23 protein-coding genes are annotated in these 25303 nt (G+C 58.6%); 17 read left to right on the forward strand and 6 right to left on the reverse strand.

Features of this window, described 5'->3' with window-relative positions; all coding sequences use genetic code 11:
* Nucleotides 1–46 precede the first annotated feature (46 nt).
* On the reverse strand, nucleotides 47–997 hold the full coding sequence (locus FE781_RS07320; protein ID WP_138788967.1) for a cation diffusion facilitator family transporter: 951 nt from the start codon (nucleotides 995–997) through the stop codon (nucleotides 47–49).
* A gap of 189 nt (nucleotides 998–1186) precedes the next feature.
* The gene (locus FE781_RS07325) at nucleotides 1187–1966 is read right to left on the reverse strand and encodes a DUF1836 domain-containing protein (protein ID WP_138789054.1); all 780 of its coding nucleotides are present in this window, start codon (nucleotides 1964–1966) and stop codon (nucleotides 1187–1189) included.
* Between the two features lie 323 nt (nucleotides 1967–2289).
* Between FE781_RS07325 and FE781_RS07330 the strand changes: the two genes are divergently transcribed.
* The 9 genes from FE781_RS07330 (at nucleotide 2290) to FE781_RS07370 (ending at nucleotide 12830) form a co-directional block, all read left to right on the forward strand.
* Entirely contained in the window at nucleotides 2290–3624 is a 1335-nt protein-coding gene (locus FE781_RS07330) for a hemolysin family protein (protein ID WP_138788968.1), read from the forward strand.
* A 186-nt stretch (nucleotides 3625–3810) separates the two neighbouring features.
* On the forward strand, nucleotides 3811–4299 hold the full coding sequence (locus FE781_RS07335) for an ACT domain-containing protein (protein WP_246068091.1): 489 nt from the start codon (nucleotides 3811–3813) through the stop codon (nucleotides 4297–4299).
* A gap of 54 nt (nucleotides 4300–4353) precedes the next feature.
* Nucleotides 4354–5640 (forward strand): homoserine dehydrogenase, encoded by a 1287-nt coding sequence (locus tag FE781_RS07340; protein WP_138788969.1) that lies wholly within the window; start codon nucleotides 4354–4356, stop codon nucleotides 5638–5640.
* 51 nt (nucleotides 5641–5691) lie between these two features.
* On the forward strand, nucleotides 5692–6786 hold the full coding sequence (thrC, locus tag FE781_RS07345; protein WP_138788970.1) for a threonine synthase: 1095 nt from the start codon (nucleotides 5692–5694) through the stop codon (nucleotides 6784–6786).
* Nucleotides 6787–6791: 5 nt separating this feature from the next.
* Nucleotides 6792–7808: a homoserine kinase gene (gene thrB / locus FE781_RS07350; RefSeq protein WP_138789056.1), complete on the forward strand. Its 1017-nt coding sequence runs from the start codon at nucleotides 6792–6794 to the stop codon at nucleotides 7806–7808.
* Nucleotides 7808–8677 carry a prephenate dehydratase gene (gene pheA, locus FE781_RS07355; protein ID WP_379252245.1) on the forward strand — a complete coding sequence of 290 codons (870 nt, stop codon included), beginning with the start codon at nucleotides 7808–7810 and terminating at the stop codon, nucleotides 8675–8677. Before thrB ends, pheA begins: the two co-directional genes overlap by 1 nt.
* Nucleotides 8678–8843: 166 nt before the next feature.
* The gene (locus tag FE781_RS07360; RefSeq protein ID WP_138788972.1) at nucleotides 8844–10133 is read left to right on the forward strand and encodes an MFS transporter; all 1290 of its coding nucleotides are present in this window, start codon (nucleotides 8844–8846) and stop codon (nucleotides 10131–10133) included.
* A gap of 126 nt (nucleotides 10134–10259) precedes the next feature.
* Nucleotides 10260–12002: a LysM peptidoglycan-binding domain-containing protein gene (locus FE781_RS07365; protein ID WP_170209449.1), complete on the forward strand. Its 1743-nt coding sequence runs from the start codon at nucleotides 10260–10262 to the stop codon at nucleotides 12000–12002.
* Nucleotides 12003–12038: 36 nt separating this feature from the next.
* Nucleotides 12039–12830 (forward strand): BofC C-terminal domain-containing protein, encoded by a 792-nt coding sequence (locus FE781_RS07370; RefSeq protein WP_138788974.1) that lies wholly within the window; start codon nucleotides 12039–12041, stop codon nucleotides 12828–12830.
* Between the two features lie 191 nt (nucleotides 12831–13021).
* Here FE781_RS07370 and FE781_RS07375 read toward each other — a convergent pair whose 3' ends face one another.
* The gene (locus tag FE781_RS07375) at nucleotides 13022–13936 is read right to left on the reverse strand and encodes a transposase (protein WP_170209450.1); all 915 of its coding nucleotides are present in this window, start codon (nucleotides 13934–13936) and stop codon (nucleotides 13022–13024) included.
* Nucleotides 13937–14536: 600 nt separating this feature from the next.
* Here FE781_RS07375 and ruvC point away from each other — a divergent pair.
* Genes ruvC through yajC form a run of 7 tightly spaced genes read left to right on the forward strand, consistent with a single transcriptional unit; the run spans nucleotide 14537 to nucleotide 21407 of the window.
* Entirely contained in the window at nucleotides 14537–15040 is a 504-nt protein-coding gene (gene ruvC, locus FE781_RS07380) for a crossover junction endodeoxyribonuclease RuvC (protein ID WP_138788976.1), read from the forward strand.
* A complete protein-coding gene (ruvA, locus tag FE781_RS07385) occupies nucleotides 15037–15684 on the forward strand; it encodes a Holliday junction branch migration protein RuvA (RefSeq protein ID WP_138788977.1) in 648 nt (215 codons plus the stop codon). The genes ruvC and ruvA overlap by 4 nt, the downstream gene beginning before the upstream one ends.
* Nucleotides 15685–15689: 5 nt before the next feature.
* Nucleotides 15690–16712, forward strand: coding sequence for a Holliday junction branch migration DNA helicase RuvB (ruvB, locus tag FE781_RS07390; protein ID WP_138788978.1), 1023 nt, complete (start codon nucleotides 15690–15692; stop codon nucleotides 16710–16712).
* Between the two features lie 13 nt (nucleotides 16713–16725).
* Nucleotides 16726–18834: a SpoIID/LytB domain-containing protein gene (locus FE781_RS07395; RefSeq protein ID WP_138788979.1), complete on the forward strand. Its 2109-nt coding sequence runs from the start codon at nucleotides 16726–16728 to the stop codon at nucleotides 18832–18834.
* The gene (gene queA / locus FE781_RS07400; protein WP_138788980.1) at nucleotides 18834–19901 is read left to right on the forward strand and encodes a tRNA preQ1(34) S-adenosylmethionine ribosyltransferase-isomerase QueA; all 1068 of its coding nucleotides are present in this window, start codon (nucleotides 18834–18836) and stop codon (nucleotides 19899–19901) included. The genes FE781_RS07395 and queA overlap by 1 nt, the downstream gene beginning before the upstream one ends.
* A 22-nt stretch (nucleotides 19902–19923) precedes the next feature.
* The gene (gene tgt, locus FE781_RS07405) at nucleotides 19924–21060 is read left to right on the forward strand and encodes a tRNA guanosine(34) transglycosylase Tgt (protein WP_138788981.1); all 1137 of its coding nucleotides are present in this window, start codon (nucleotides 19924–19926) and stop codon (nucleotides 21058–21060) included.
* Nucleotides 21061–21098: 38 nt separating this feature from the next.
* Nucleotides 21099–21407: a preprotein translocase subunit YajC gene (gene yajC, locus FE781_RS07410; RefSeq protein ID WP_138789057.1), complete on the forward strand. Its 309-nt coding sequence runs from the start codon at nucleotides 21099–21101 to the stop codon at nucleotides 21405–21407.
* A 57-nt stretch (nucleotides 21408–21464) separates the two neighbouring features.
* Here yajC and FE781_RS07415 read toward each other — a convergent pair whose 3' ends face one another.
* Both FE781_RS07415 and FE781_RS07420 read right to left on the reverse strand, forming a co-directional pair.
* Nucleotides 21465–22307, reverse strand: a complete 843-nt coding sequence (locus tag FE781_RS07415; protein ID WP_138788982.1) for a phosphatase PAP2 family protein — start codon at nucleotides 22305–22307, stop codon at nucleotides 21465–21467.
* Nucleotides 22308–22392: 85 nt separating this feature from the next.
* Nucleotides 22393–22779, reverse strand: coding sequence for a TIGR04086 family membrane protein (locus FE781_RS07420; RefSeq protein ID WP_138788983.1), 387 nt, complete (start codon nucleotides 22777–22779; stop codon nucleotides 22393–22395).
* 184 nt (nucleotides 22780–22963) lie between these two features.
* Between FE781_RS07420 and FE781_RS07425 the strand changes: the two genes are divergently transcribed.
* Nucleotides 22964–23620 (forward strand): DUF421 domain-containing protein, encoded by a 657-nt coding sequence (locus FE781_RS07425; protein ID WP_138788984.1) that lies wholly within the window; start codon nucleotides 22964–22966, stop codon nucleotides 23618–23620.
* Between the two features lie 57 nt (nucleotides 23621–23677).
* On the opposite strand, the gene spoVB is transcribed toward FE781_RS07425, so the two are convergent.
* The gene (gene spoVB, locus FE781_RS07430) at nucleotides 23678–25294 is read right to left on the reverse strand and encodes a stage V sporulation protein B (RefSeq protein ID WP_281281878.1); all 1617 of its coding nucleotides are present in this window, start codon (nucleotides 25292–25294) and stop codon (nucleotides 23678–23680) included.
* Nucleotides 25295–25303: the final 9 nt, after the last annotated feature.

Here is a 25303-nt window from a genome sequence, read left to right on the forward strand (position 1 = left end):
GATTCCGCTAGGGATCGCGCGCCGTTTTTTATCCGGCCGTATCTTCTTACCATTCCTTTAGGTCGTCGTCTTCCAGAATGCCGAGCGTGACGTCGGTGATATTCGGATCGGACAGCAGCTTGTCGCGCAAGCGGAACTTGATATCGTCGGCTTCGGCGAGCGTCAGGCCCTTGCGAAGCTCGACGTACGCCTCCACATGATAGGCGCGCCCTTCCTGCAGAATCCGCATCCGGTTGATGTCCCGGGTGTCCGGGTCGGAGAGAATGATGCCGGCGACATTCTCTTCCACTTCTCGGGGGGCGGCGACGCCGATCAGACCCGCCATGTTGTCGTACCCGACCCTGAAGGCGACGCCCACCATCAGCAGGCCGATCAGGATGGCGGCGATGCCGTCCAATCGGTCGAACGCGGAAAAGCTCGATACGATAACCGCGATCAGCGCCAGCAGAGCCCCCAGCGTCGCGACGATATCCTCGTAGAAGACGAGACGGGTCGGCGGCGCCGCCCGCCCCACGTTGCGGAACGCGGCGGACACGAGGCCGACTCCGGCAGCCTTCGCGCCGGTTTCCTTGACGATTTCCTTCATCGCCTTCAGCAGGAACGAGCCGTCGATGGCCACCGCCAGCACGAGGATGCAGAAGTTCAGCCCAAAATTCGTCGCTTCCTCCGGATGCCGGAGCAGCTTGATTCCCTTCAGAATCGTCTCGTACGCCATAATCGTGACGACGATCACCGCCGCCATGCAGACGAGGTTGATGACGCGCCCGAAGCCGGCGGGGAACCGTTTGGTCGGTTTTCTCTCCGCCAGAATGCTTCCGAAAAACACGAAGCCCTGATTCACCGCGTCCGCCACGGAATGCATGGCCGACGCGAACATCGCCCCGCTTCCGCTGACTCCGGCGGCGACGCCTTTGGCGACCGCCAGCCCCGCATTGCCGAGCGCGGCTACGCCGGAGGACGTATTCCCTTTTTTAACAGCTTCGATTAAAGCTCCCATATGTACCTCCCAGGTCGAAAAAATAATTCCAATATCCGGTATACGCCTGATCGGCAAATTCGTTTCATCCGTCATCCCGGCGAAGGTTCGTCGCTCGTGGTGAATAGGGTGTCGGAACGGGGAAAAGAATATAGCCGGCATTCGGAGGAACGGCGTTCCGCAGGCGGGAACGCCGTCTCCGGACGCAGGCTAGTCGGAGTTGTACAGGAAGAGGGTGGCGTTAAAGAAGCGGCGCGCCAGCGCGTGGAAATAGGCGGTTTGCACGGCGATCATCGCGATCATCAATACGTTGCGGACGGCTTCCTTCTGTTTGCCCTGAAGCGCCAGGCCGTTCACGAATTGGTCCGCCTTGCGCTGGATCAGTTGTTCCATCAGCACGTCCTGGTTGCGCTTGCCGACGAGCGTCGGAACGTGGCCGGTCACGTCCAACAACTGGTCGTTATTCGCGTCCAGCTCCTCGAACAGGCCGGAGTAAGCGGCATACAGATCGATCGGGGTGATCAGGTCGTCCTCGTCCCTTTCCGGCTCGCGCAGGACGATGCGGAGCAGCTTGCGGATCGACTCGAAATCGAGGTCATGCTTCAAATCCTCGATAATGTAGATGAGGGCCGCCTGTTGAAACGAATATTTTTTGCCGGCGGCGGGCTTGCCCAGATATTCGCAAAAATCGCGCTTGACCCAATTTTGCGCGGATGTTACGGACAGGTTGGTGTATTCGATCTGGTTGCCGAGCGAGACGATCTCTTGCAGAGACAGCCCTTGGACGGTGGCGGATTTCAGCCACTTCTCCCAGATCGGCGGCAGCGCCGTTTCCATAAAGGCGCCGAACGAAGCGCCTTGTTCGACTTCGGCCGAATGCCGCTGATTCCAAATCCGGCGGAGCACCGAGAGCGGAGAAGGCTCGCAGCCGTTTTGCAAGGAACGCAGCAGCAGCGCCATTTCGCGGCGGGTAAACGTCAACGTCTCCATCGTCAAAAACCTCATTTTTTCAAAATGGCTGATATGCGGCGAACGCCGTACCGGTTCAGGCCTATGGTTCGTCACCCGGACGGCTTGAACCGTGACGGCCAAATGTTCGATGTTCCTGTGAACCATCATAAAACTGTGATTAACGAATGTCAAAGGACGTCATTCTTTCTTTTTGCCGAGCTAATCGGCGGTCATCGTCAAGAATGTTCTGAAATCGCCGAATTCGGTCGGCGGACGATCTTGCTTGAAGGGAAAGAAAGATCGTACAATAAGTTCATAAGAACTTATCATTGGATAGGTTAAATCCAAAAAGGACGGTTGAGATGATACTCAAACTATCGTTGTTCGTCGTGCTTCTTGTGCTCACCGCATTTTTCGTCGCCACCGAATTCGCCATCGTCAAGCTGCGCGGCAGCCGCGTCGATCAGATGGTGCAGGAAGGGCGGAAAAATGCTCTCGCCATCAAGAAGATCACGTCGAACCTGGACGGTTACTTGTCCGCTTGCCAGTTGGGCATTACGATTACGGCGCTCGGACTCGGTTGGCTGGGAGAGCCGACGGTGGAAGCGCTTCTGCATCCGCTGTTCGACAAGTTGGGCATCGGCGGGGAGCTCGCAGGATATTTGTCTTTCCTGATCGCCTTTTTGTCCGTGACTTATCTGCACGTGGTGCTCGGCGAACTCGCCCCGAAATCGGTTGCCATCCAGAAGGCGGAACAGATCAGCATTTTGGTCGCGAAGCCGATTATTTTCTTCTATAAAGTCATGTACCCGTTCATCTGGCTGTTGAACGGCTCGGCCAACAAGCTGATTCGCCTGTTCGGCTTGCAGCCGGCCAAGGAACACGAAGATGCGCATTCCGAAGAGGAAATCCGCATCATCTTGTCCGAGAGCTACGAGAGCGGCAAGATCAACAAGTCCGAATACGGATACGTCAACCGGATTTTCGAGTTCGACGACCGTCTCGCCCGCGAGATTATGGTTCCGCGGACGGATATGGTCTGCTTGTACGCCAACCGCAGCCTGGAAGAAAACCTGGCGATCATCCGCCAGGAGCAATATACGCGTTTTCCTGTCGTGCAGGAAAGCAAGGACAACGTGATCGGCTTCGTCAACACGAAGCAAATTTTCCTGAATATGACGAAGTCCGGATTCGATTTCAACTCACTGATTCACCCGATGCTGACCGTTCCGGAGGTCATCCCGATCAAAACGCTGCTCAAACGGATGCAGCAGGAACGCGTGCATATCGCGGTCCTGCTGGATGAATACGGCGGGACGTCCGGATTGGTGACGATTGAAGACATTTTGGAGGAGATCGTCGGCGAGATCCGGGACGAATTCGACACCGACGAGACGAAGGAAATCGAGGATCTGGGCGAAGGCCGGTATCTGGTGGACGGCGTCGTGCTGCTGTCCGAAGTGAACGCTTTGTTCGGCAGCGCGCTGGAGCATGAGGATGTCGATTCGATCGGGGGATGGCTGTACAGCCAGCAGCCCGATCTCAAGGTCGGACAGACGTGGGAGAGCGACGGCCTGACGTTTACGGTGCGCGAGCGGGAGAAGCACCGCATCCGGAAGGTGGAGATCTGCCGCGCCCAACCGACCGTAGACGAGACCGCTTCCGCCCCGTCACGGTTGGCGCTGGCGGAAGAATAAGAATGACGCGGACGATGGCCCTGTGCGATGAAGATCGCACGGGGTCTTTTCGCATGCGTACGCGCGCAGGCCCGCAGGAAGTCGAGTGCTTCCGATGTCGATCGGCTATTGCCGGCCAATCTTTTTTTGTGTATAATGTCCACTATGAGTGAACAAATGTTTTTTCAGAGAGGACGATAAACAAACGTGCCGGAAGAACGCAAATGGCAGGATGCGGGCGCGCCGGAAGGCCCGAACGGTTTGGAGCGGTATTTCGTCGTTCGCGAGGATTTGCTTCCGGAAGCCGTGCTGAAGGCGATTCGCGCGAAGGAGCTGCTGGACAGCGGGGCGGCCAAAACGATAAACGAAGCCGTGGAGCAGGTCGACATGAGCCGAAGCGCGTACTACAAGTACAAGGACGGCATCTACCCGCTGACGCGTCTCGAACGAGAGCGGATCGCGACCATCTCGCTCGATCTGGAGCACCGTTCCGGGATTTTGTCGAGAGTGCTGGCGCTGATCGCCGCGATGGACGGAAACGTCCTGACGATTCACCAGAGCATTCCGCTGCAGGGTTATGCCAACGTCGTCATTTCGGTGGAAATGTCCGGCATTCAGCAGCCGATGCAGCCGTTTATGGATGCGATTCGTTCGGTCGACGGCGTGCGCAAAGCGATCGTCATCGGCCAAGGATAGAACGGGGCGGGCGCGCGCCCTTCCCCCGAAACAGAGAGTCAGGAGGAACTGGAGATGCAACCGATAAGAGTAGGCTTGATGGGGCTCGGAACCGTCGGCACCGGCGTGGTCCGGATCGTGGAAGGGCATAGGGACGACCTCGAAAAGCAGGTCGGCAGCCCGATCGTCATCGAAAAAATATTGGTGAAGGATAAATCGAAATCGCGGCGCATGACCGTCGCCGACAGCCTGCTGACCGAAGACCCGCGGGATATTGTCGAAAATCCGGATATCGACGTCGTCGTCGAGGTGATGGGCGGCGTCGAGTCGACGCGGGAGCTGATCTTGTCCGCGCTGGAGCGCGGCAAACACGTCGTGACGGCCAACAAGGATCTGATGGCCGTCTACGGTCCGGAAATTCTCGCCAAAGCGGCCGAGAAAAACTGCGATGTCTTCTACGAAGCAAGCGTGGCCGGGGGCATCCCGATCATCCGGACGCTGATCGAGGGCTTCTCTTCCGACCGGCTGACGAAGATCATGGGGATCGTCAACGGCACGACCAACTATATTTTGACCAAGATGAGCCAGGAGGGCGCATCTTACGCCGACGTGCTGAAGGAAGCGCAAGAGCTCGGCTACGCGGAGGCCGACCCGACATCCGACGTCGAAGGTCTCGACGCGGCGCGCAAGATGGCGATTCTGGCGACGCTTGGGTTCCGGGCGGAGGTGTCGCTCGGCGACGTTGCCGTTAAGGGGATTACGTCCGTCACGCGCGAGGATATCGTGTATGCGAAACGTCTCGGCTACGAGATCAAGCTGCTCGGCATCGCGGAGCGGAGCGGAGACGCGATCGGCGTCAGCGTGCAGCCGACGATGGTGAAGGTGTCACATCCGCTTTCCAGCGTCAACGGCGTGTTTAACGCCGTCTACGTCTACGGGGAAGCCGTCGGCGAGACGATGTTCTACGGACCGGGAGCCGGCGAGCTTCCGACGGCGACCTCCGTCGTCGCGGACCTCGTCGCCGTCGTCAAAAACTTGAAGCTCGGCGTCAACGGCCGCCGCATGTTTACGCCGTACAAGGAGAAAAAGCTGAAAACGGCCGACGAGATCAAATCGAAAAACTTCCTGTTGCTGCATGTGGACGACAAGGCCGGCGTGCTTGCGCGCATCACGCAAGTGTTCGCCGAGCACAACGTCAGCCTGGAATCGGTCATTCAGCAGCCGAATCCGAGCAATCCGAGCGCAGAGATCGTCATCGTGACCCACGAGGCCAGCCAAGCCAGCCTGAACAACGTGCTCGCGCATCTGACAGACCTGCCGGTCATGCGCAAAATCCAAAGCCATTACCGCGTGGAAGGCTAAAACCTTCTCAGCCGCCATCGCCACCGAATCGAAAGGGGAAGCTGTATCGTCATGAGATACCAGGGACTGCTGCACACATACAAATCTTATTTGCCGGTGACCGAGCGCACGCCGATGCTGACGCTGCAGGAGGGCAACACGCCGCTCGTCCGCGCGGAGCGCCTCTCGGAGCAATTGAAGCTGGACATTTATTTTAAATACGAAGGGCTGAACCCGACCGGTTCGTTTAAGGACCGCGGCATGGTGATGGCCGTCGCCAAGGCGATGGAGGAAGGCAGCCGCACGATCATGTGCGCCTCGACGGGCAACACGTCGGCCGCCGCCGCCGCTTATGCCGCGCGGGGCGGCTTGAATTGCGTCGTGCTGATCCCGAACAACAACATCGCGCTCGGCAAGCTCGCGCAGGCGATCATCTACGGCGCGAAAGTGATCGCGATCGAAGGCAACTTCGACCGGGCGCTGGAGATCGTGCGCGACATTACATCCAAGCACCCGATTACGCTGGTGAACTCGGTTAACCCGTACCGGATCGAAGGGCAAAAAACGGCGGCGTTCGAGGTGGTCGACCAACTCGGACACGCGCCGGACTACTTGGCGATCCCGGTCGGCAACGCGGGCAATATCAGCGCGTACTGGAAAGGCTTCAAGGAGTATAAAGAAGCCGGCAAGTCGTCGTCGCTGCCGAAAATGATCGGTTTTGAAGCGGAAGGGTCCGCGGCGATCGTGCGCGGAGAGCCGATTCCGAATCCGGAGACGGTGGCGACGGCGATCCGCATCGGCAATCCGGCAAGCTGGAAGACGGCGGTGGCGGCCGCTCAGGAATCGAACGGATTTATCGATTGCGTGACGGACGACGAAATCTTGCACGCCTACAAGACCATCGCGTCGCAGGAAGGCATCTTCGCCGAGCCGGCATCCGCCGCTTCGATCGCCGGCGTAATCAAGAAGAAGAAAGAAGGCTATTTCTCCGACAACCAATCCGTGGTCTGCGTGCTGACCGGCCACGGTCTGAAAGACCCGAACATCGCGATCAAGAGCGTGGCGGCGGAGCCGCTTGTCGTTCAGGACAACGAAGCGGCGGTCATGGACGCGATCGCGAAGCTGGAGCAGGCGGCAACGGCGGGCGCAGGCCGGGGGAATGCGTAATGGGCATGCGTAACGGTCAGGCCGTCCGGCCGGAGCCGGGCGCGCGCGTCCGGGTCAGGGTTCCGGCCAGTACGGCGAATCTCGGGCCGGGATTCGACGCTCTCGGCATGGCGCTGAACCTGTACGCGTACGTCGAGCTGACGGCGGTCTCGGGAGAGAGCGTCGTCAGGCTTCACGGCGACAATCTGGACGGGGTGCCGACGGACAAAAGCAATCTCGTCTATGAAATCGCCCAACGCGTGTTCCGCCGGGCCGGTATCGAATGTCCGGAGCTCGCGATCAACATCGCCAGCGACATCCCGCTGACGCGCGGGCTCGGCAGCAGCGCGTCAGCCATTGTCGGCGCGCTGGTGGCCGCCAACGCGCTGATCGGATCGCCGCTGTCCGACGACGAGCTGTTCCAGATGGCGACGGCCGAGGAAGGGCATCCCGACAACGTCGGCGCGGCGCTGTTCGGCGGGATCGTTGCGGCGTTCTGGGACGGAGAGCGGGCCGAATACGTGAAAATTCCGGCCGATCCCCGCCTCCAGGCGCTGGTGGCGATCCCGCGGTTTCAACTGTCGACGGAGAAGGCCCGGCATGCGTTGCCCAAGCAGGTCCCGATGCGTGACGCCGTCTTTAACGTCGGCCACTCTTCGCTGCTGGTGGCCGCTTTTTGCCAAGGGCGGCTCGACCTGATCGGCAAAGCGATGAAGGATGCCCTGCATCAGCCGTATCGCGCGGCGCTGATCCCCGGGATGGAGCGGGTGCTGGCGGAAGCGGCGGATCACGGCGCGGTCGGCGTCGCGCTGAGCGGCGCGGGTCCGACCCTGCTCGTTCTGGTCGAACGGGACAGCCCGCGCAAGGAGGAGCTGGAGTCGTTCCTGATCGACACGCTCAGGCGCGAAGGAGTCGAGGCCGATACGATGTGGCTGTCGCCGGAAGCGGACGGCGCCGTTGTGCTAAGCGGCGAGACGGCTGATGCTTCGCGTCCCTTCGAGGAATTGGTGACGAGACGCAGCAAAGGAGGTGTCCGCGCTTGATCAAGGTCGCCTATCTCGGGCCTGAGGGAACGGTATCGGAGGAATCGGCCCGGTATTTTTTCGCCGGCGTCGACTGCGAGTTTATTCCGTTCCGGTTTATGGCGGATGTCATCCGGGCCACGTCGGACGGCCGCGCGGATTACGGCGTCGTGCCGATCGAGAATACGATCGACGGCTCCGTCAACGCTCACGTCGATCTGCTCGTCAACGCGGCCGATCAGCCGATTCAAGCGGAGTGGATCTATCCGTCCGTGCAAAATTTGATCGGGTACGCCAATTCGGATAAGTCGGACGCCGGATTGTCCCATATTCGCCGGGTCGTCTCCATTCCGGTCGCCACGGCCCAGTGCCGCAGCTTTATTACCGGCATGCTGGACCCGGAGGTCGAATTCGAGCCGGTTAACAGCACGGCCGAAGGCGTACGGCTGGTGAAGGAACGCGGCGACCGGACGATCGCGGCGATCGGCACCAGACTGGCGGCGGAACGGTACGGGCTCGATCTGCTGGCGGAGAACATTACCGATCACGACAACAACTATACCCGATTCACTTTGATCGGGAAGGAGCCGCTGCCTGTCCGCGACGGCGCCGTGTACAAGACGACGATTCTCATTACGCTGCCGGAAGATTACCCCGGCGCGCTGCATCAGGTGCTGAGCGCGTTCGCCTGGCGGCGAATCAATCTGTCCAGGATCGAATCGCGTCCGACAAAGAAAAAATTGGGCACCTATTATTTCTACACGGACATCGTCATGTCGCTCGATAATGTGCTGCTGCGTTCCGCTCTGGAGGAGATTTCCGCGATCGGGGCGCAGGTGCGCATCCTTGGAAGCTACCCGAGCTACGGTTATGACGGGGAATCCTATTGAATCTTGCATATGCCGTTTTCCGGCCCAGGGCGGGCATGGAAAACGGCATTTTCGTTTAAACGGTTTTGGCCGGTTCCGAAAACGGCCGATCTGTGCTATTCTAGCTAAATACGCAAGGAAACGATCACATTTTTGGAAAACTTCGCTCATGCCGGGGGATTTTATGATGTGGAGCAATCGGAATGTATGGATTGTGTTGACAGGCGAGTTCGTGGCAGGCATCGGCCTGTGGACCGCGATCGTCGCCAATCTGGAATTTATGCAGCGGCTTGTGCCGTCCGATTTTCTTAAATCGCTGTTATTGTTCGCGGGACTGCTGTCCAGCGTGCTGGTCGGACCGTATGCCGGGCGCTTGATCGACCGCAGCGGCAAAAAAAGCATTTTGCTGGGAGCCGGCGTCGGCCGCATTCTCAGTGTCTGCGCGATGTTTGCGGCGCTAGCCTTCGACTCGGTGGGCTGGATGCTTGTGTCGCTGGTCGTTTTGCAGGTGTCGGGAGCGTTTTATTTTCCGACGCTGCAAGCCGTGCTGCCGGCGATCGTCGCCGGCGACAAACTGCTGGCGCTTAACGGAGTGTTCATGAACGTAACGACCGTCGCGCGAATTGCGGGTACGGGACTGGCAGGCATCTTGCTGACCTTTCTCAGCTTGCGGGGCTTGTACCTATCGTCGATGGCGGCTTATGTGGCGCTTCTCGCCGCTACGGCGCTTCTGCGATTGGACGGGACCGGACCGTCTTCGGCGAAGCGCGGGGCCGAGGCTCCGGATGCAAGCGCCCAGATCGCTTCGGCAACGGTTTCCGGCCGGAAGGCGGATGGGTCGGCCGGCGACGATTCCTTCCGCTCCTTGCTGCGCCGCCTGAGAGAATGGCCTTCGATCGTACCGTTGCTGGTGCTGACGGTTGTGCCGACTCTGCTGATCGGCGGCTTTAATCTGCTTGTCATCGAGATCAGCGAACTTCAGGGCGCTCCGGAGATGAAGGGGTGGTTTTATACGGCGGAAGGCGTATCGTTTATTCTGGGGGCGTTTGCGGCCAAACGCCTGACGAAGGGCAAGCCGGGCCGCCTGCTGCTGCCGATGGCGGCAATCATGACCGCCTCCTTGTTTACGCTGCATTGGGCGGCAATACCCGGGATTCCGTTCGTTACCTTCGCGTTGTTCGGTTTTGCGGCGGGCGTCTTTTTCCCGATTGCGGCGACGTTGTTTCAGACGAAGGTTCCTGCCGAATATCACGGCCGATTTTTTTCGTTCCGCAATATGTTCGACCGCGTGCTGTTCCAGATTGTGCTACTGATGACCGGGTTTTTCCTTGACACGATCGGCCTGCCGCGGATGGGACTGCTGTTCGGATGCTTGTCGCTGGCGATATTGACAACCGTTTTTCTGGCCGGCTCGTTCGGACGCGATCGGTTGATGGCGACCAAGCCGGACGTGCTGACGAAACAAACGGGAGAATAAGCAAACGAATGATTTTTTCGGGTTCGGGATGGTCAAAAGCCTAACACCGCGCATAAACTGTACTGTTCTTATGCCCAGAGGCATATGAGGCGCGGCGATCCCGCCCCGAAGGAGGTCATTCAGCAAGTGAAAATTCACATTGTCAAAGCGGGCGAAACGCTTTATTTGCTGGCCAAAAAGTATGGGCTCGAGCTGGCAAAGCTGATTGCGGCCAACCCGCAAATCAAAGACCCGGATAAGGTCGATGTCGGCCAGAAGGTTAAAATTCCGAGCCCCGCGAAACCTGTGGCCCAGCCGGTAGGTCCGGTGCAGCACGTCCATAAAGCCGTGCAAGACGACACGTTGTGGAAGCTCGCGAAGCAGTGGAACGTCCCGCTGGACGCCATCATCGCCGCGAACCCCCATCTGAAAAACCCGAACATTTTGCTGACGGGGGACACGGTGTTTATTCCCGCGGTGGGGCATACCCACTCGGGAACGACGGCATCTCAAGCCGTTTGGGGAACGTCGTCGGGCGCGGGGCATGCCGATTCGAACGTGGGCATCCCGAATTCGTTTAATCCGATGCTGCCTCAAGCGAATGAACATAACGTCGGCGCCACGGCGGCGAACCCGAATCAAAATGTGGGCCCGGAAGCAAGCATGATCTTCAGCGCGAACGTCGGCGCCAATCCGAACCTGATGCCGTCGGTTCAACAGCCTTCAAACGTTCAACCGCAATTCGTCTCGAAGCCGGAAGTCAAGCAGGAAGCGGCCAAGAAAAAAGAATCGCAGGCCGCCGCGAGCGAACAACCCAAAAAGCTGACGCAAGCCGCCGCAATCGAACCGACCCATAAGCCGAACGCCAGCTCCGTTTCCCCTTTCGCCGCAAACCTTCAAGCTCAGAGCGCGCCGAATCTGCAAGCACAAAGCATGCCGAACTTGCAGGCACAAAGCATGCCGAATCTGCAGGCACAAAGCATGCCGAATCTGCAGGCTCAAAGCGCGCCAAACCTGCATCCGTTGGGCTTTGGCGCCAATATTTCACCCTTCGCAGCCCCATCCGGCAAGTCGGAGAAGACCTTCGCACCGTTGTCCGCGTCTAACGTCGGCCCGAACGTCTTCCCTTCCGACACATGGATGAACCCTTACGCGACCGGAGCGAATCCGAGCGCGTTGCCCTATGGCGGGTGGGATCAGAAATCCGTTTCCCCTTTTGCGCAGTACAATACGCAAGCAATCCCGGCCGGCGCCTACCCGATGAACGTGGGCCCGAACATGGGCATGGAGCCGATGAACGTGGGCCCGAACATGGGCGTACAGCCGATGAACGTGGGCCCGAACATGGGCGTACAGCCGATGAACGTGGGCCCGAACGTGGGCGTACAGCCGATGAACGTGGGCCCGAATCTGGGCATGGAGCCGATGAACGTGGGCCCGAACCTGGGCATGGAGCCGATGAACGTGGGTCCGCAAGCGAATGTGCAGCCGTATTCGGCAGGCCCGAACGCGGGCGTGTTGCCTGCTCAAGCGACGACAAAAGAAAAGTCGATGGAAAAAGGGGAATTTCCCATTATGCCCTATGGCCACGGAGCATATTCCTACGGCTATGGCGGCCACATCTACCCCTATGGACCGGTTTATTCTTATGGCTATGGCCCGGATTGCGGATGCGGCGGAGGTTACCGGGATGACCTCCCCTACGCCGACGTATCCTATTTGGATGCACCGGGATCTTCGATAACCGATGCCGACGAGGATGAAGGCAAAGCTCATATCGCTTCCTCCTCCAAAAAATCGGCGGTCAGCCGGAAACCGCGAAAATCGCCGCAATCCCAGTCGCGCTCATCTTCGCGTTCCAGCCACAATCGCCCGTGGATCAACGTATAAGATCAAGAGACTGAAGACAGTTGAGGGAAAGCCGTCATGACGCCTGATTTCGGTTCGGGCGCTGACGGCTTTTGCGTTGGAATATTCGTCGGAATCGCTGGAAAACCTAGAAAAAACAGCGATGGGGGGATCGTGATGATTAACCGAATTTGGAAACAGCTAAAAAAACGGTTGCGCCTGCGTCGTCGTTGGATCGGTCTAGCGATAGTGGCTGCGACGGTTTCGGCATCGGCGCTGTTGATGCTGGAAGTTTCTCGCGCCCGCTCGGAAAAGCCTTTAAAGGATATGCCGGTTTGGCAAAACGCGCCTGCTCAAGAATCAGCGTTGGACAAGCTCAGACAAGAAGCGAATAAGCACGCGATAGACCGGATTCGGTCGGCAGGCGGCAAGTACGAATCCGAAATGGTCAAGCAGTATATATGCGGTACGGAATCGATTTCTTTGGGCCAAAAAACGGCGAGAGAGCTTCAGCAGCTTCTTGACGATCATCCGGACTGGGAGCTAACCATAACCGGAGACGCTAAAGTCCGAATAGCGGAAACCATCGAAGATTTATCTCCAGCCTGCAAAGCAACGGCTTACTTCGGAATGGACGATACAGGCCATTTAAACTTGTACGAAGGACCTCCTGAGAATGAAAAAGTTCTCCGGACCTTTTTTCAACTGAACGTTGAGCATATGGAGTCCAGTTTGCCGCCGGAGGCGATCCAGGAATTGCGCAAGGGAATTCGGGTGGAGGATCTCGCCCAATACAACAGCGTCTTGTCCACGTTTAACGATTTTGCGGTGGATGACGCCAAAAAAGTTTCGAAGCTTAGCGGGAGCTGAAGTTTCGGTAAACGGAGCCTGTGTCCGTTTTCGGACAGGGCTCTTTTTGTCGAGCGCCGCCATCCAACCAGAGGAGCGGAACATCTTTTTTTCGTCTCTTTGCAGCGTTATCCCATCCGCTCAGGAAAAGAACGGTCGAGTGCCGAACACAACAGTCCGAATAATTCGCGACGAGGGATCGGGATCTAATGTCAGGCTGCGACGGTTAAAAAATGCCCGGTAAGAACGGCATCGTTCCTGGCAATTAATCGAGCATAGGTGAGGGGATAAGCCCTGGCGCAGTAAGTCGCGAGCACGGTGAAGGGCGAATCGCCGCGTCCGTTTATATTAAAACGGCAAGCAAATTCATTCAAATACGCTTGAAGATGCTTTCGTCTCAGGCCGCCGTACGTATGGCAGAGAGTGTCGCGAGCTTCCCTCAGGAGACGCTTCAAGTCGGCAAACTGGGGATTTCGCGCGTAGGACAAGGTTGTGCAGTCGATGGACGAACACAGATGAACATGGTCCACAATAAAACGGATGACCCCGGACGGTTTGACCCGATAGCCGCGTGCGACGTGCGCAGAGGGAACCAGCTTGATTTTTAAATAGGAGGGATCGCCGCTTTTTTGTTCGGAACAACCGACCAGAACCGGGGTTTCTTCGGGATGGTGGACGGTATAGCGCCGGTAATTGGTTCCGTACATTCCTCCGCATATACGCACCAAACCGGATAGCTGATGACCGTCGTCGGCCAAAGTGGCGGCGTGGCGAATTTTGTGCAGCATGTGCCAAGCGGTTTTATACGTAACTTTGATCGTGTCAGCCAGACGCACGGCGGAGACGCCGCCCGGACACAGAAACAGAAACATCGCGATAAACCATTTGCGCAGGGGAGTGCGGCTGCCTTCCATAATGGTTCCGGTCGTCAACGAGGTTTGACAGCGGCATCGCCGGCATTCGTACAGAGGCAATCGGCGCGTGGTTATCTCATAATACTCGTGATGGGAACAATTCGGACAACGATAGCCGTCCGGCCACTTGAAACGAAACAAGGCATCGGCGCAGCGGCTCTCGCATTCGCAGAACGACGCGAACTCAGCCAGTGAATGAACCTGTTCAAACACGAACAACACGCTCCTGTGTGCGCTGTGCGGGTGTTCTGCCATTTAAAAGGGAACAAACGTTCTTATTTTTATTATAGCGATCATACGTTCGCATTTCAAGTGATTTTTTTCCGCCGCTTTAAAAAATAAATATCCGCCTCGGCTTACTGGCTTGCCAATAACCGTTGCCCGATAAGCGTTATATCCGATATAAAGATAACGAAATCATAGAGTCGTTATCGCCTGAGTCTTCGGGATATCCACGCAAAGGGAACAAAACCGAGCATAATTCTCCTGCGCTTGCCAGCCGACCAGCAGCCTCTGTCAGCCGACAACCAGTAGCCGATCAGCAACTAACAGAAAGCAGTAAACAACCTACCTGCCAGCGCCTACCAGCGAACCAGCCTAACAGCGCCTGCCATCGAACCAGCTACCATCGAACCAGCAAATCAGGCATTCGCCCCTCGCCCCCGCATCAGGGATACCGGCAAATTGCCGCGACCGCGGAACGCTCCGGCTTCCGGCGAAATCCGCGTCCCCTCCATTGTGGCGTATCCGCCTAGCAATCTGCTATAATGAGGAAGACACACGTATGTTCGCTATTATGGGAGAGATCGGGCGATGCGGATTATGGGCATAGACCCCGGCATCGCGATTGTCGGGTTTGGATTTGTCGATAAACAGGGTTCCAAGCAGACGCCGGTGCAATACGGGTGCATCCGGACGGAAGCGGGGACCGATCCCGGAGTCAGGCTGAAGCAAGTTTACGACGCCGCTTGCCAGCTTATGGACAAATACAAGCCGGAGGCGTTGGGGATCGAGAAGCTGTTTTTCAACCGGAACGTTACGACCGCGTTTACGGTCGGACAAGCGAGAGGGGTATTGATTCTCGCGGCGGTGCAACGAAATATTGAAATCTTCGAATATACCCCGCTGCAGGTGAAGCAGGCGGTAGTCGGCTACGGCAAGGCCGAGAAGCATCAGGTGCAAGAGATGGTGCGGATGCTTCTGGGTCTGAAGGAGGTCCCGAAGCCCGACGATGTGGCGGATGCGCTGGCGGTGGCGATTTGTCATGCGCATTCGGCATCCTGGATGGAAAAATCGAAGGAAGGATCGAGACGATGATCGATTTTTTGCGCGGATCGGTTGTACATATCGAACCGGAATACGCCGTTATTGACGTGGGCGGAGTAGGCTATCGGGTTTTCTGCGCGAATCCGTATGCGCTGCAAAACGGTTCCGGCGGAGAAACGACGGTCTATGTTCATCATCATGTCCGCGAGGATGCGATTCAGTTGTTCGGCTTTGCCACCCGGAGCGAACAGGCGTTATTCCGGCTATTGCTGGAGGTTTCCGGCATCGGTCCGAAGGTCGCGCTGGCCGCGTTGGCCGGGGCGGGTTCGCCGGAGCGGGTGATGCTGGCGATCGGCCAGGAGGATGTGGCGTTTTTGACGAAGCTACCGGGCATCGGCAAAAAAACGGCCCAACGCATGATACTCGATCTCAAGGACAAGCTCGGCAAAGCGCTTCCCGCGGGTCTGGCCATGTCCGGCGAAGACTGGCTTGCCGCCCAAACCCCGGCGGCGGGCGGAACGGCGTGCCCCGGGGACGGCGGGCCTTGGGCGGAAGTGCGCGAGGCGCTTATCTCGCTCGGGTACACGGGAGCGGAAGCGGACCGGGCTTATGCCCGAATCAAAGATACGATGCAGCCTTCCGACGATGTGGAGGCATGGATGAAACGCGCTCTTCAAGCGCTGTATAAAGGGTGAGCCGCATGGGTTTCGGTAACAGCAGCGACGACCGGATTATTTCGGCGCAGTTGATGATGGACGATGCGGCTACGGAGCTGAGTCTCCGGCCGCGTTATTTGAATGAGATCATCGGCCAGACGAAGGCGAAAGAAAATTTAAAGATCTATATCGAGGCGGCCAAGCAGCGGAAGGAAGCGTTGGATCACGTCTTGCTGTACGGGCCGCCGGGACTCGGAAAAACGACCTTGTCGAACATTATCGCGAACGAGCTCGGCGTGAACATCCGGACGACGAGCGGGCCAGCCATCGAGCGCCCTGGCGATCTCGCGGCGATCTTGACCAATCTGCAGGCGGGAGACGTGCTGTTCGTCGACGAAATTCACCGTCTGAACCGGTCGGTCGAAGAGGTCCTGTATCCGGCGATGGAAGACTTTGCTCTCGACATCATGATCGGAAAGGGTCCCAGCGCCAGATCGGTGCGGCTGGACTTGCCTCCGTTCACGCTGGTCGGGGCGACAACGCGCGCGGGATTGCTGTCGGCGCCGTTAAGGGACCGTTTCGGGGTAGTCAGCCGGCTTGAATTTTATTCCGTGGAAGAGCTCGCGTATATCGTGAACCGGGCCGCCGATATTTTGCAGGTTCGCATCGTCGGCGAAGCCTCTTACGAGATCGGCAGAAGGTCCAGGGGAACGCCGCGTATCGCAAACCGGCTGCTGAAGCGGGTTCGGGACTTCGCGCAGGTCGTCGGCGACGGCGTGATCACCGAGGAGATCGCACGCCGCGCGCTGGAACAGATTCAGGTCGACCCGCTGGGCCTCGACCATATCGACCGCAAATTGATGGAAGCGATCATGACGCTGTTCCAGGGAGGACCGGTCGGCCTCGATACGGTTGCGGCAACGATCGGGGAAGAAAGCCAGACGATCGAGGACGTCTACGAGCCTTATTTGATGCAAATCGGATTTCTCCAGCGGACGCCCCGTGGCAGGGTGGCGACTCGGCTCGCTTACCGCCACTTCGGCATCGAGCCGCCGGAACCGAAGTGAGAGGAGACTCAGGATGGCACGAACAAAAAAAACGCGCCTTTCCGCCGTGCGCAAAGCCGGCGTCGCCGCGCTCGCAAGCTTGCTGCTGATCGCATCGGGCGCGGGTCTGGAACGGCACGTTCCCGTCGCCGCAGCCGCGGGCCAGCATACGATCGATACGATCCGGGTCGCGCTCTATATGCAATCGGATTTGGCGTTTAAATCGACGGTTCCGTATGCGACAGTCTCCCATCCGAAAGGCTTGACGATCGGCCTATCCGGAGCGGCCGCTCCGCTGACATCCGTCACGCCCGGCGTCGGCGCTCTGCTGTCTTATGACGGCTATCGGGTTCAACTGCTGGAGACGAGCGACGCCGCGGCGGCCGACCGCGCCGCCGGTGCCGTGAGCGCCGACAAGCCGGTCATCCGCAAGCAGAAGGTATCGGGCAAGGACGTCTATCAAGTCGTGATAGGCCCGTACGCTTCATTGGAAGAGGCGGAAGCCAAACGGGACGCGCTCAAAGGCGCGGTTCAAGGCGGAAGCCCGAAGGTGCTCGGCACGATCCGCTGGAGCACCGGCGCTTACGCTTCCGAAGCGGAAGCGGTCAAGCAGGCGGCAAGCCTGGCCGCAAAAGGCGTTGCGTCGGCGATCGGGGTTACGGTGGCGGATGGCGGCCAGCCGTCTTACGAGGTATGGATCGGCGATGCGGTTAGCCAGGCGGAAGCGGATGCTCTAAAAGCCGCCGTGTTGAAGCAGGCGCCGGGCGTATCCTTGGCCGCCGCGTATACGGGGAAGGGCGCGCCGTATCTCGTCATACGGGATGTAAGGCTGAGCGGCGGCGCCTCGGGCAAATCGTTCGACATCGCCGCGGACGGGCGAAGCTTCTCGGTAACCGCGCCGGAGGACGGGCTGCGGGTCGCGGAGAAAAACCGCCAGTATCGGGGAAAATTGGAGTGGAGCGTGTACAATAACCGGTTGGCGCTGATCAACGAGGTCCCATTCGAGCAGTATCTGTATTCTGTCGTCGGGACGGAGATGAGCGCCTCCTGGCCGGCGGAGGCGCTTAAGGCGCAAGCGGTCGCCGCCCGAACGTATGCGCTCGGGAACGGGCTGCGCTACAAGATCGCCCACGTCTCCGACAGCACCTTCGATCAGGCTTATTACGGTATGGATCAGGAGAAGCCGGCAATCGTCGCGGCAGTGGAAGCGACCCGGGGCGAAATCCTGCTGGAGAACGGGAAAGTGTTCCTGCCCTTCTTCAGCTCCAACGCGGGCGGAATGACGGCCGATCCTTCGGAAGTCTGGGGCAATCCGGTATCCTTCGTAAAGGTGGCCGCCAGTCCCGATCAAATCGCGGCCGAAGGCAAGCCGATCTGGTATCGGGTGCTGCTGCCCGACGCCAGGACCGGCTATATCCGGTCGGATCTGCTCGATGACACGGGGGCGAGGACGCCGTCGGGACTGCCTCTGCTCAAAGGCAATACGGACGGCATCAATATCCGCCCGATTCCTTCCACTTCGAATGTCTACGCGGCGCCCATCGGCACGCTCGATCCGAGCTGGAAGGTCGTCAAGATTGCAGAAGCGACGGAATCCAACGACTATTCGTGGATGCGGGGACCGTATACGCCCGGCGAGTTGGCGGCCAAGCTGCCCAAAACGCTTGGCGGAGCCCCGCTGCAATCGCTCAAGGTAACGGGAACGGGGCCGTCCGGCCGCGTGACCGAGGTGGAGGCCAACGGCAAGCCGATCGTCGATATCAGCTATCCGGACGGCTTCCGCACGGTGTTCCTCGGACTGCCGAGCACCCGGTTCGCGATCGAAGAAACGGGCCGGTATCGGGTACTGGGGGCTGACGGCCGTTCGCGGGATTTATACGGCAGCCCGTCGGAAAAAGTATACGCGGTGGGAGCGGACGGCGTCACAACCGAGCTGACCGCGCCGTCGCGGTTCGTGACGGACGGCCGGAGCCTTCGGGTCGGCACCAAAGAAGCGGCGTATCTGTTTACCGGCTTGGGCAACGGCCACGGATTGGGCATGTCCCAATGGGGAGCCAAAGGACTGGCCGAAGAAGGGTATGGCTATAAAGAAATACTGGGATACTACTATCAAGGCGTTACACTCGTGAAGGACGGAAACTGATGGACGTACAATGGTTTGACTTTGAACTTCCCGAGGAGCTCATCGCCCAGACGCCGCTGCCGGATCGGACCGGTTCGAGGCTGCTGGCGTTGGATAAACGGACCGGTGCGATTACGCATACGCAATTCCGTCAACTCGGCCAATTTCTGCGTCCGGGAGACGCATTGATTCTGAACGATACACGGGTTATTCCCGCCCGGCTGTTCGGCGTAAAGCCGGACACGGGGGCGCAGGTGGAACTGCTGCTTCTGAAATCGCTGGGGGACGACCGTTGGCAGACGCTGGCGAAGCCGGCAAAACGGCTGAAAAAAGGCTCTGCAGTTCATTTCGTCGGGGAAGAAGAATCCCCCGGCGGCCCTCTGCTAACCGCGGTCGTCGAGGAAGAAGGGGAGATGGGCGAGCGGATCGTCCGTTTCTCTTACGAAGGCGTGTTTCTCGAATTGCTCGATCGTCTCGGACAAATGCCGCTGCCTCCGTATATTCGGGAGCGGCTGGACGAACGGGACCGCTATCAGACGGTGTATGCGAGAGAGGCCGGGTCGGCGGCCGCGCCGACGGCCGGGCTGCACTTCACCGAGTCGTTTCTTGCCGAGCTGCAGGAAGCGGGCGTATCGATCGGCTTCGTGACGTTGCATGTCGGTCTGGGCACGTTCCGCCCGGTAAGCGCGGATCGGGTGGAGGACCACAAGATGCACGCGGAGTATTACGTGCTGCCGCAAGAGACGGCCGATCTGATCAACCGGACGAAAGCGGCCGGCGGCAGAATCGTGGCGGTGGGCACCACATCGGCCCGCACGCTCGAATCGGCGGCATTGGCCTCGGAATCGGCGGGAGCGCCGGCCGGCCAAATGGTGAGCAGCTCCGGTTGGACGGACATTTTTATATACCCCGGTTATACGTTCCGGATGGTTGACGCCTTGCTGACGAACTTCCATCTGCCCAAATCGACGTTGGTTATGCTGGTCAGCGCGCTGGCCGGCCGCGATGCGGTGATGGAGGCATACCGGCAAGCCGTCGAGCGGCGTTATCGTTTTTTCAGCTTCGGCGACGCCATGTTTATTTACTAGAGCGGATTCAGGAGGTGCGCCGTTGGCAGCGGTCACATACGAACATATCAAAACCTGCAAGCAGTCCGGCGCCAGACTCGGACGCGTGCATACGCCTCACGGCATCATCGAGACGCCCGCCTTTATGCCGGTCGGCACGCAGGCCACCGTCAAGACGATGTCGCCGGAAGAGCTAAAGCAAATGGATGCGCATATTATTTTGAGCAACACGTATCATCTGTTCCTGCGTCCGGGGCACGAACTGATCCGGGAAGCGGGCGGATTGCACAAATTTATGAACTGGGACCGCCCCATCTTGACGGACTCCGGCGGATTCCAGGTATTCAGCCTGAGCAACATGCGGAAAATCAGCGAAGACGGCGTCGAATTCCGCTCGCATCTCAACGGGGACAAATTGTTTTTAAGTCCCGAGAAGGCGACCGAGGTGCAAAACGCGTTGGGCTCGGACATTATGATGGCATTCGACGAATGCCCGCCGCCCGATGCCGATTACGAATACGTGAAAAACTCGCTGGAGCGGACGACGCGCTGGGCGGAACGATGCTTGAAAGCGCACGCCAGACCGCACGATCAGGCGCTGTTTGCGATCGTGCAGGGAGGCATGTTCGCCGATTTGCGCAAGGAGAGCGTGCGGCAGTTGACTTCCATGGATTTCCCGGGGTATGCTATTGGGGGATTAAGCGTCGGGGAACCGAAGCCGGTCATGTACGAGATGCTGGACGTCACCGTTCCGCTGCTCCCGTCGGACAAGCCGCGATACTTGATGGGCGTGGGCTCTCCGGATGCGCTTGTCGAAGGGGCGATTCGCGGCATCGACATGTTCGATTGCGTGCTGCCGACGCGGATTGCGCGCAACGGCACCTGCATGACAAGCGAAGGAAGACTGGTCGTGCGCAACGCCAAGTATGCCCGGGACTTCGGGCCGCTGGATCCGAAATGCTCGTGTTATACGTGCCGCAACTACTCGCGTGCGTATATCCGCCATCTGATCAAGGCGGACGAAGTGTTCGGCATCCGGTTGACGACGTATCACAACCTGCATTTCCTGCTCGAACTGATGAGGCAGGTGCGCCAGGCGATTATGGAGGACCGGCTGCTCGATTTCCGGGATCAATTTTTTGCGGAGTACGGGCTGTTCGACAACGAACGCGGGTTCTAAACATTAATCAAATTAAATTCGGAAAGGGCTGGTTGATCATGTTGTTTGAAGCCGGGGCAGGCACCGGAGGAATGGGAACGTTAGTATCCTTGGCTCCGTTTGTCATTATGATTGCCGTATTCTACTTCTTCCTGATCCGTCCTCAGCAGAAGCGGCAAAAAGCCCGCAACCTCATGCTGAGCCAACTGAAAAAAGGCGACAAAGTCGTAACGATCGGAGGGCTGCACGGAACGATTATGGAGCTTACGGACGATACGGTCGTCCTGCGCGTCAACGACGTGACGAAGCTGACGTTCGACCGTTCCGCCATCAACACCGTATCGAGCTCTTCGCCGTCCGCTGATTAATGATGAAAGCAAAAGCCTCGATCTTCCTTCAGGGAAGAATCGAGGCTTTTTTTGAAGTTACGGCCGTTCGCGCAGCACTTGTTTTTTGCCGCCGAAAGCCGCCGCGCCGCCGAATATAGGTTGGCCGACGGCCAGGCGCAAGCCGGACCGGGCCGAGAACCAACCCAGCAGCAGGCCGCCGAGCATATCCGTCAGCCAGTGGATGCCGAGATAGAAGATCGAGAAGATCACGATCACGGCGCTGACGGGCACGAACAGGCGGAAAAACGCATTGCGGCTCTGGAACGCGATGATCGACAACGTCACCGAAATCGACGTATGCAGGCTCGGGAAACAGTTGTCCAAGTCGGACAGGTTGCGGTATGTCGTCTCGAACGTCGGGAACGCGTCCAGCATGTAAAATTTCACATCCGGCGAGAACGCATGAACCTCCGTCACCGGCAGAAACAAATAAAACGGAATTGCAATCATGTAGTTCATCATGATGGCGTAGCAGACGGCTCGGTACAGATGAAGCTCTCTGCCGAAAGTATAGACGCCGATCGAGCCGACCAGCATAACCTGAAACACGACGACGTAAAAAAACGCAAGCACGGGCGTCAGCCAATTTTGATGGAACAAATCCTGCAAAGCCGCCACAAAGCCGCCTTCGAGCTTGTATATATAGGGCGTGAAATCGGGCGTATGCTCCATGCTGTTCTCAAGCGTCACTTCTATCTTGTTGAAGGCGAGTATGCCGAGCATCGCCAGAAAATGCATTAAATAAGAACGGGAAGTTATCAGATGCTTGCCGAAGTCGTAAGCAACCGCAAGCGGCTGGCGGCGGAGGCTTATCCATAGGATGGCGGCGACGGTTACTGCCGTCCAGACCGAACTCGACAACATCCCGGTGAAAACCATGGGAATCCTCCTCTCTCTGTATGGATCAACTGATGCATTATATCACAGGTGCGGTCGAGAGGGAAGATAACGCAGCCTAAAATGGTTATTTTTTGGAAAGGTTGACGCCGACAACGCCTCCCGCCGCCCCGGAACAGGCGGCAACCGCGGCTACGATGGCGGTATGGGAGCCGAATGAGGCGTCGAGAGCCAAAAATCCCGTGAGCAATACGATAAAGGCGTACAATATTCCCGTCAGGCCGCCGAAATACCATCCTTTGCTGCCGGACCGACGGCTTGCGGAGAAACCTCCGAACAAAGCCGAGAGGGCGTGGAGGGTATACATCCAGCGGTCCAACGATTCCTCCTGAAACCCCGTAAAGGCAAGCAGCAGCGATGCCGTTACGGCCGTGGCGCACAGTGTAAGCAAGGCGTATCCCGAACCGGCCAGCAGAGGGAACCAGGAAGAGTTTGTGTCTGCAGGTGCTGCCATCGTCCCAACCTCCTTATAAAGCCTATCGATTTATTGACATGTATATGGGCTTGTTCGGAAGGTTAGTACAAGTGTATAACGGCTTTTGGACGCCATCGCCGGGGCGTTGCCAACATTTGATGACGGAAACGATCGAATCGGCCGTTCTCCCTCCGGCTACAATAGGGGCAAGGGAGATGAGCCCATGACGGAAGCGTTGATTTTATTCGGACGGACAGTAGCCATGTACGTTGCGGTATTTTTGACGATGCGGATTATGGGGAAGCGGGAGATCGGCAAGCTGTCGCTGTTCGATCTTGTCATCTCGATCATGATTGCGGAGATCGCCGTATTCGTGCTGGAGGATATCGAACGGCCTTGGGTTAACGGTTTGCTGCCGATGACGACCCTCGTCGGGCTTCAGCTTTTGATCGCCTGGCTGACGTTGAAGAGCCGCAAGCTGCGGCTGCGGCTCGACGGAGAGCCCAGCGTGCTGATCAAGAACGGCAACATCGACCGGGAAGAGATGAAACGCCAGCGGTACAACCTGGACGATCTGATCTTGCAACTGAGGGAAAATAAAACGTATAACCTGTCCGATGTGGAGTTCGCGCTGTTGGAAACGTCGGGCAAGCTGACCGTGATCGAGAAGCAGAAGGAAGAAGCCAATATTCGTTATAAACCGTTGCCGATTCCGCTTATTATGGACGGCAAGGTGCAGGACCAAAACCTGGAGATGGTCGGACAAACCCGTTTTTGGCTGAAAAACGAGCTGCGAAAGCAAGGCGTCCGGGATTTCAAAGATGTGTTTTTGTGCAGTCTGGACCATAACGGAAAACTGTACGTCAGCCTCAAAAAATAAAGGCGCGGCGGCCGGGTGCCCGGCTGTTCGCGCTTTATTTTTTGACGCGGCATGGGGTTACAGCCAGCGTTGCAGCTTCGGGCCCAGCCACGGGATGCGGATAAAGTCCTCGCGGTCGACAAGTTTTAGCGCGAAGAGGCAGAATAGATAGACGGCGGCTCCGGCGGCGCAGGCGGCCGCGAACCGGAGCGCGGGACTGTGCGTCCACGGCTCGCCCATGACGACGGCGACCGCTCCGGCCATCAGCGCCATGCCGGCACCGACCTTAAAGAAGTCGGAAGGCGGCAAGGAGAAGCGGAGCAGCCTTGCGACGCTCCCCCAGTGCAGCAGCGTAACGAAGGCGATGTTGACGCAGATCGCGGTAATGGCGCCGTAGATGCCCCAATCCGGCCGGGACGCGAGCTCGTAGATCAACGCCAGCTTGACGACGGCGCCGATCAGCGTGTTGATCAAGGCCGTCCCGGGACGGTCGAGCGCCTGCAGCGCGGCCTGCAGCGGACTTTGCAGATAAAGGAGCAGGGCGACAGGCGACATCATGCGCAGCATGTGGCCCGCATCGGCGTTTTGATACAGAAAGTAGCACAGAGGCTCGGCCAGCACAAACAGAATAACGGCGAACGGAGCTCCGGACACAAGCGCGAGCCGCATCGATTGATGCAGACGTTTGTGGATGGTGCGCATGTCTCCGCGGGCGGCGGCTTCGGACAGCGAAGGGACGAGCGACACGGAGAGCGAATAGGTCAAGGCGGTCGGCATCAGCAGAAGCGGGATCACCATCCCCTGCAGCATGCCGTACTGGGCGGTCGCGGCCGACGTGGCGACTCCCGCGATGGCCAGCGATTGCACGATCGCGATCGATTCCAGGAAATACGAGGCGGACCCGGCTATTCTGCCGCCGGTGACGGGCAGGGCGATCCGGATCAGGCGGCTCCAGACCGATTCGGTCCGGGACGGTTCTTTTACCGCCGGAGCGGTGCCGGCGTGCCCGCTTTCTTCGCCGTCCGCGCGTTGCGATGCCGGCAAGGCGGCGTATGCGGCTTTTGTTCTCGCGTAGGAGCGCAGCAGCGCCAGCATGCCCCCGATCTCGCCGATCACAACGCCGGCCATCGCGCCCGCGGCGGCGTATTCGACACCGTAAGGGAGCAGCGCGGAAGCCAGAATCAGTTGGCCGCCGATTCGGAAGACGGTCTCGGTCAACTGCGAGACGGCTGTCGGAATCATGTTCCGGCGGCCTTGGAAATACCCCCTGTACACGGCCGAGACCGAGACCAGCACGAGAATCGGACTCATGGCGAGAAACGTCATATATACGCGCTCGTCCGTAAACAACTTGTCCGTCAGCCAGCGCGACAAAAACAGGGAGGCGGTCATAAACGACAGGCCCAGCCCCATCGAAAGCGTGAGCGATACGCGCAAAATGCGGCGTACGCGGCGCTCGTCTCCCGCGGAATCGGCTTCGGCGACCAGCTTGGCGACCGCAAGCGGGATGCCGCCCGTGATCATGGCGAGCAGCACGATCAGAAACGGGTAGCCCATCTGGTAGAGGCCCATGCCTTCGGCGCCGATCACCCGGGGAAGCCAAATTCTCGGCACGAAGCCGAGAATCCGGTTGACGATGCCGGCTACCAGCAGAATCATCGTTCCTTTTATAAAAGATTGTTTGATGGCGCTCAAAGCGGTTGC

The organism is Paenibacillus thermoaerophilus (assembly GCF_005938195.1).
Classification (GTDB): domain Bacteria; phylum Bacillota; class Bacilli; order Paenibacillales; family Reconciliibacillaceae; genus Paenibacillus_W; species Paenibacillus_W thermoaerophilus.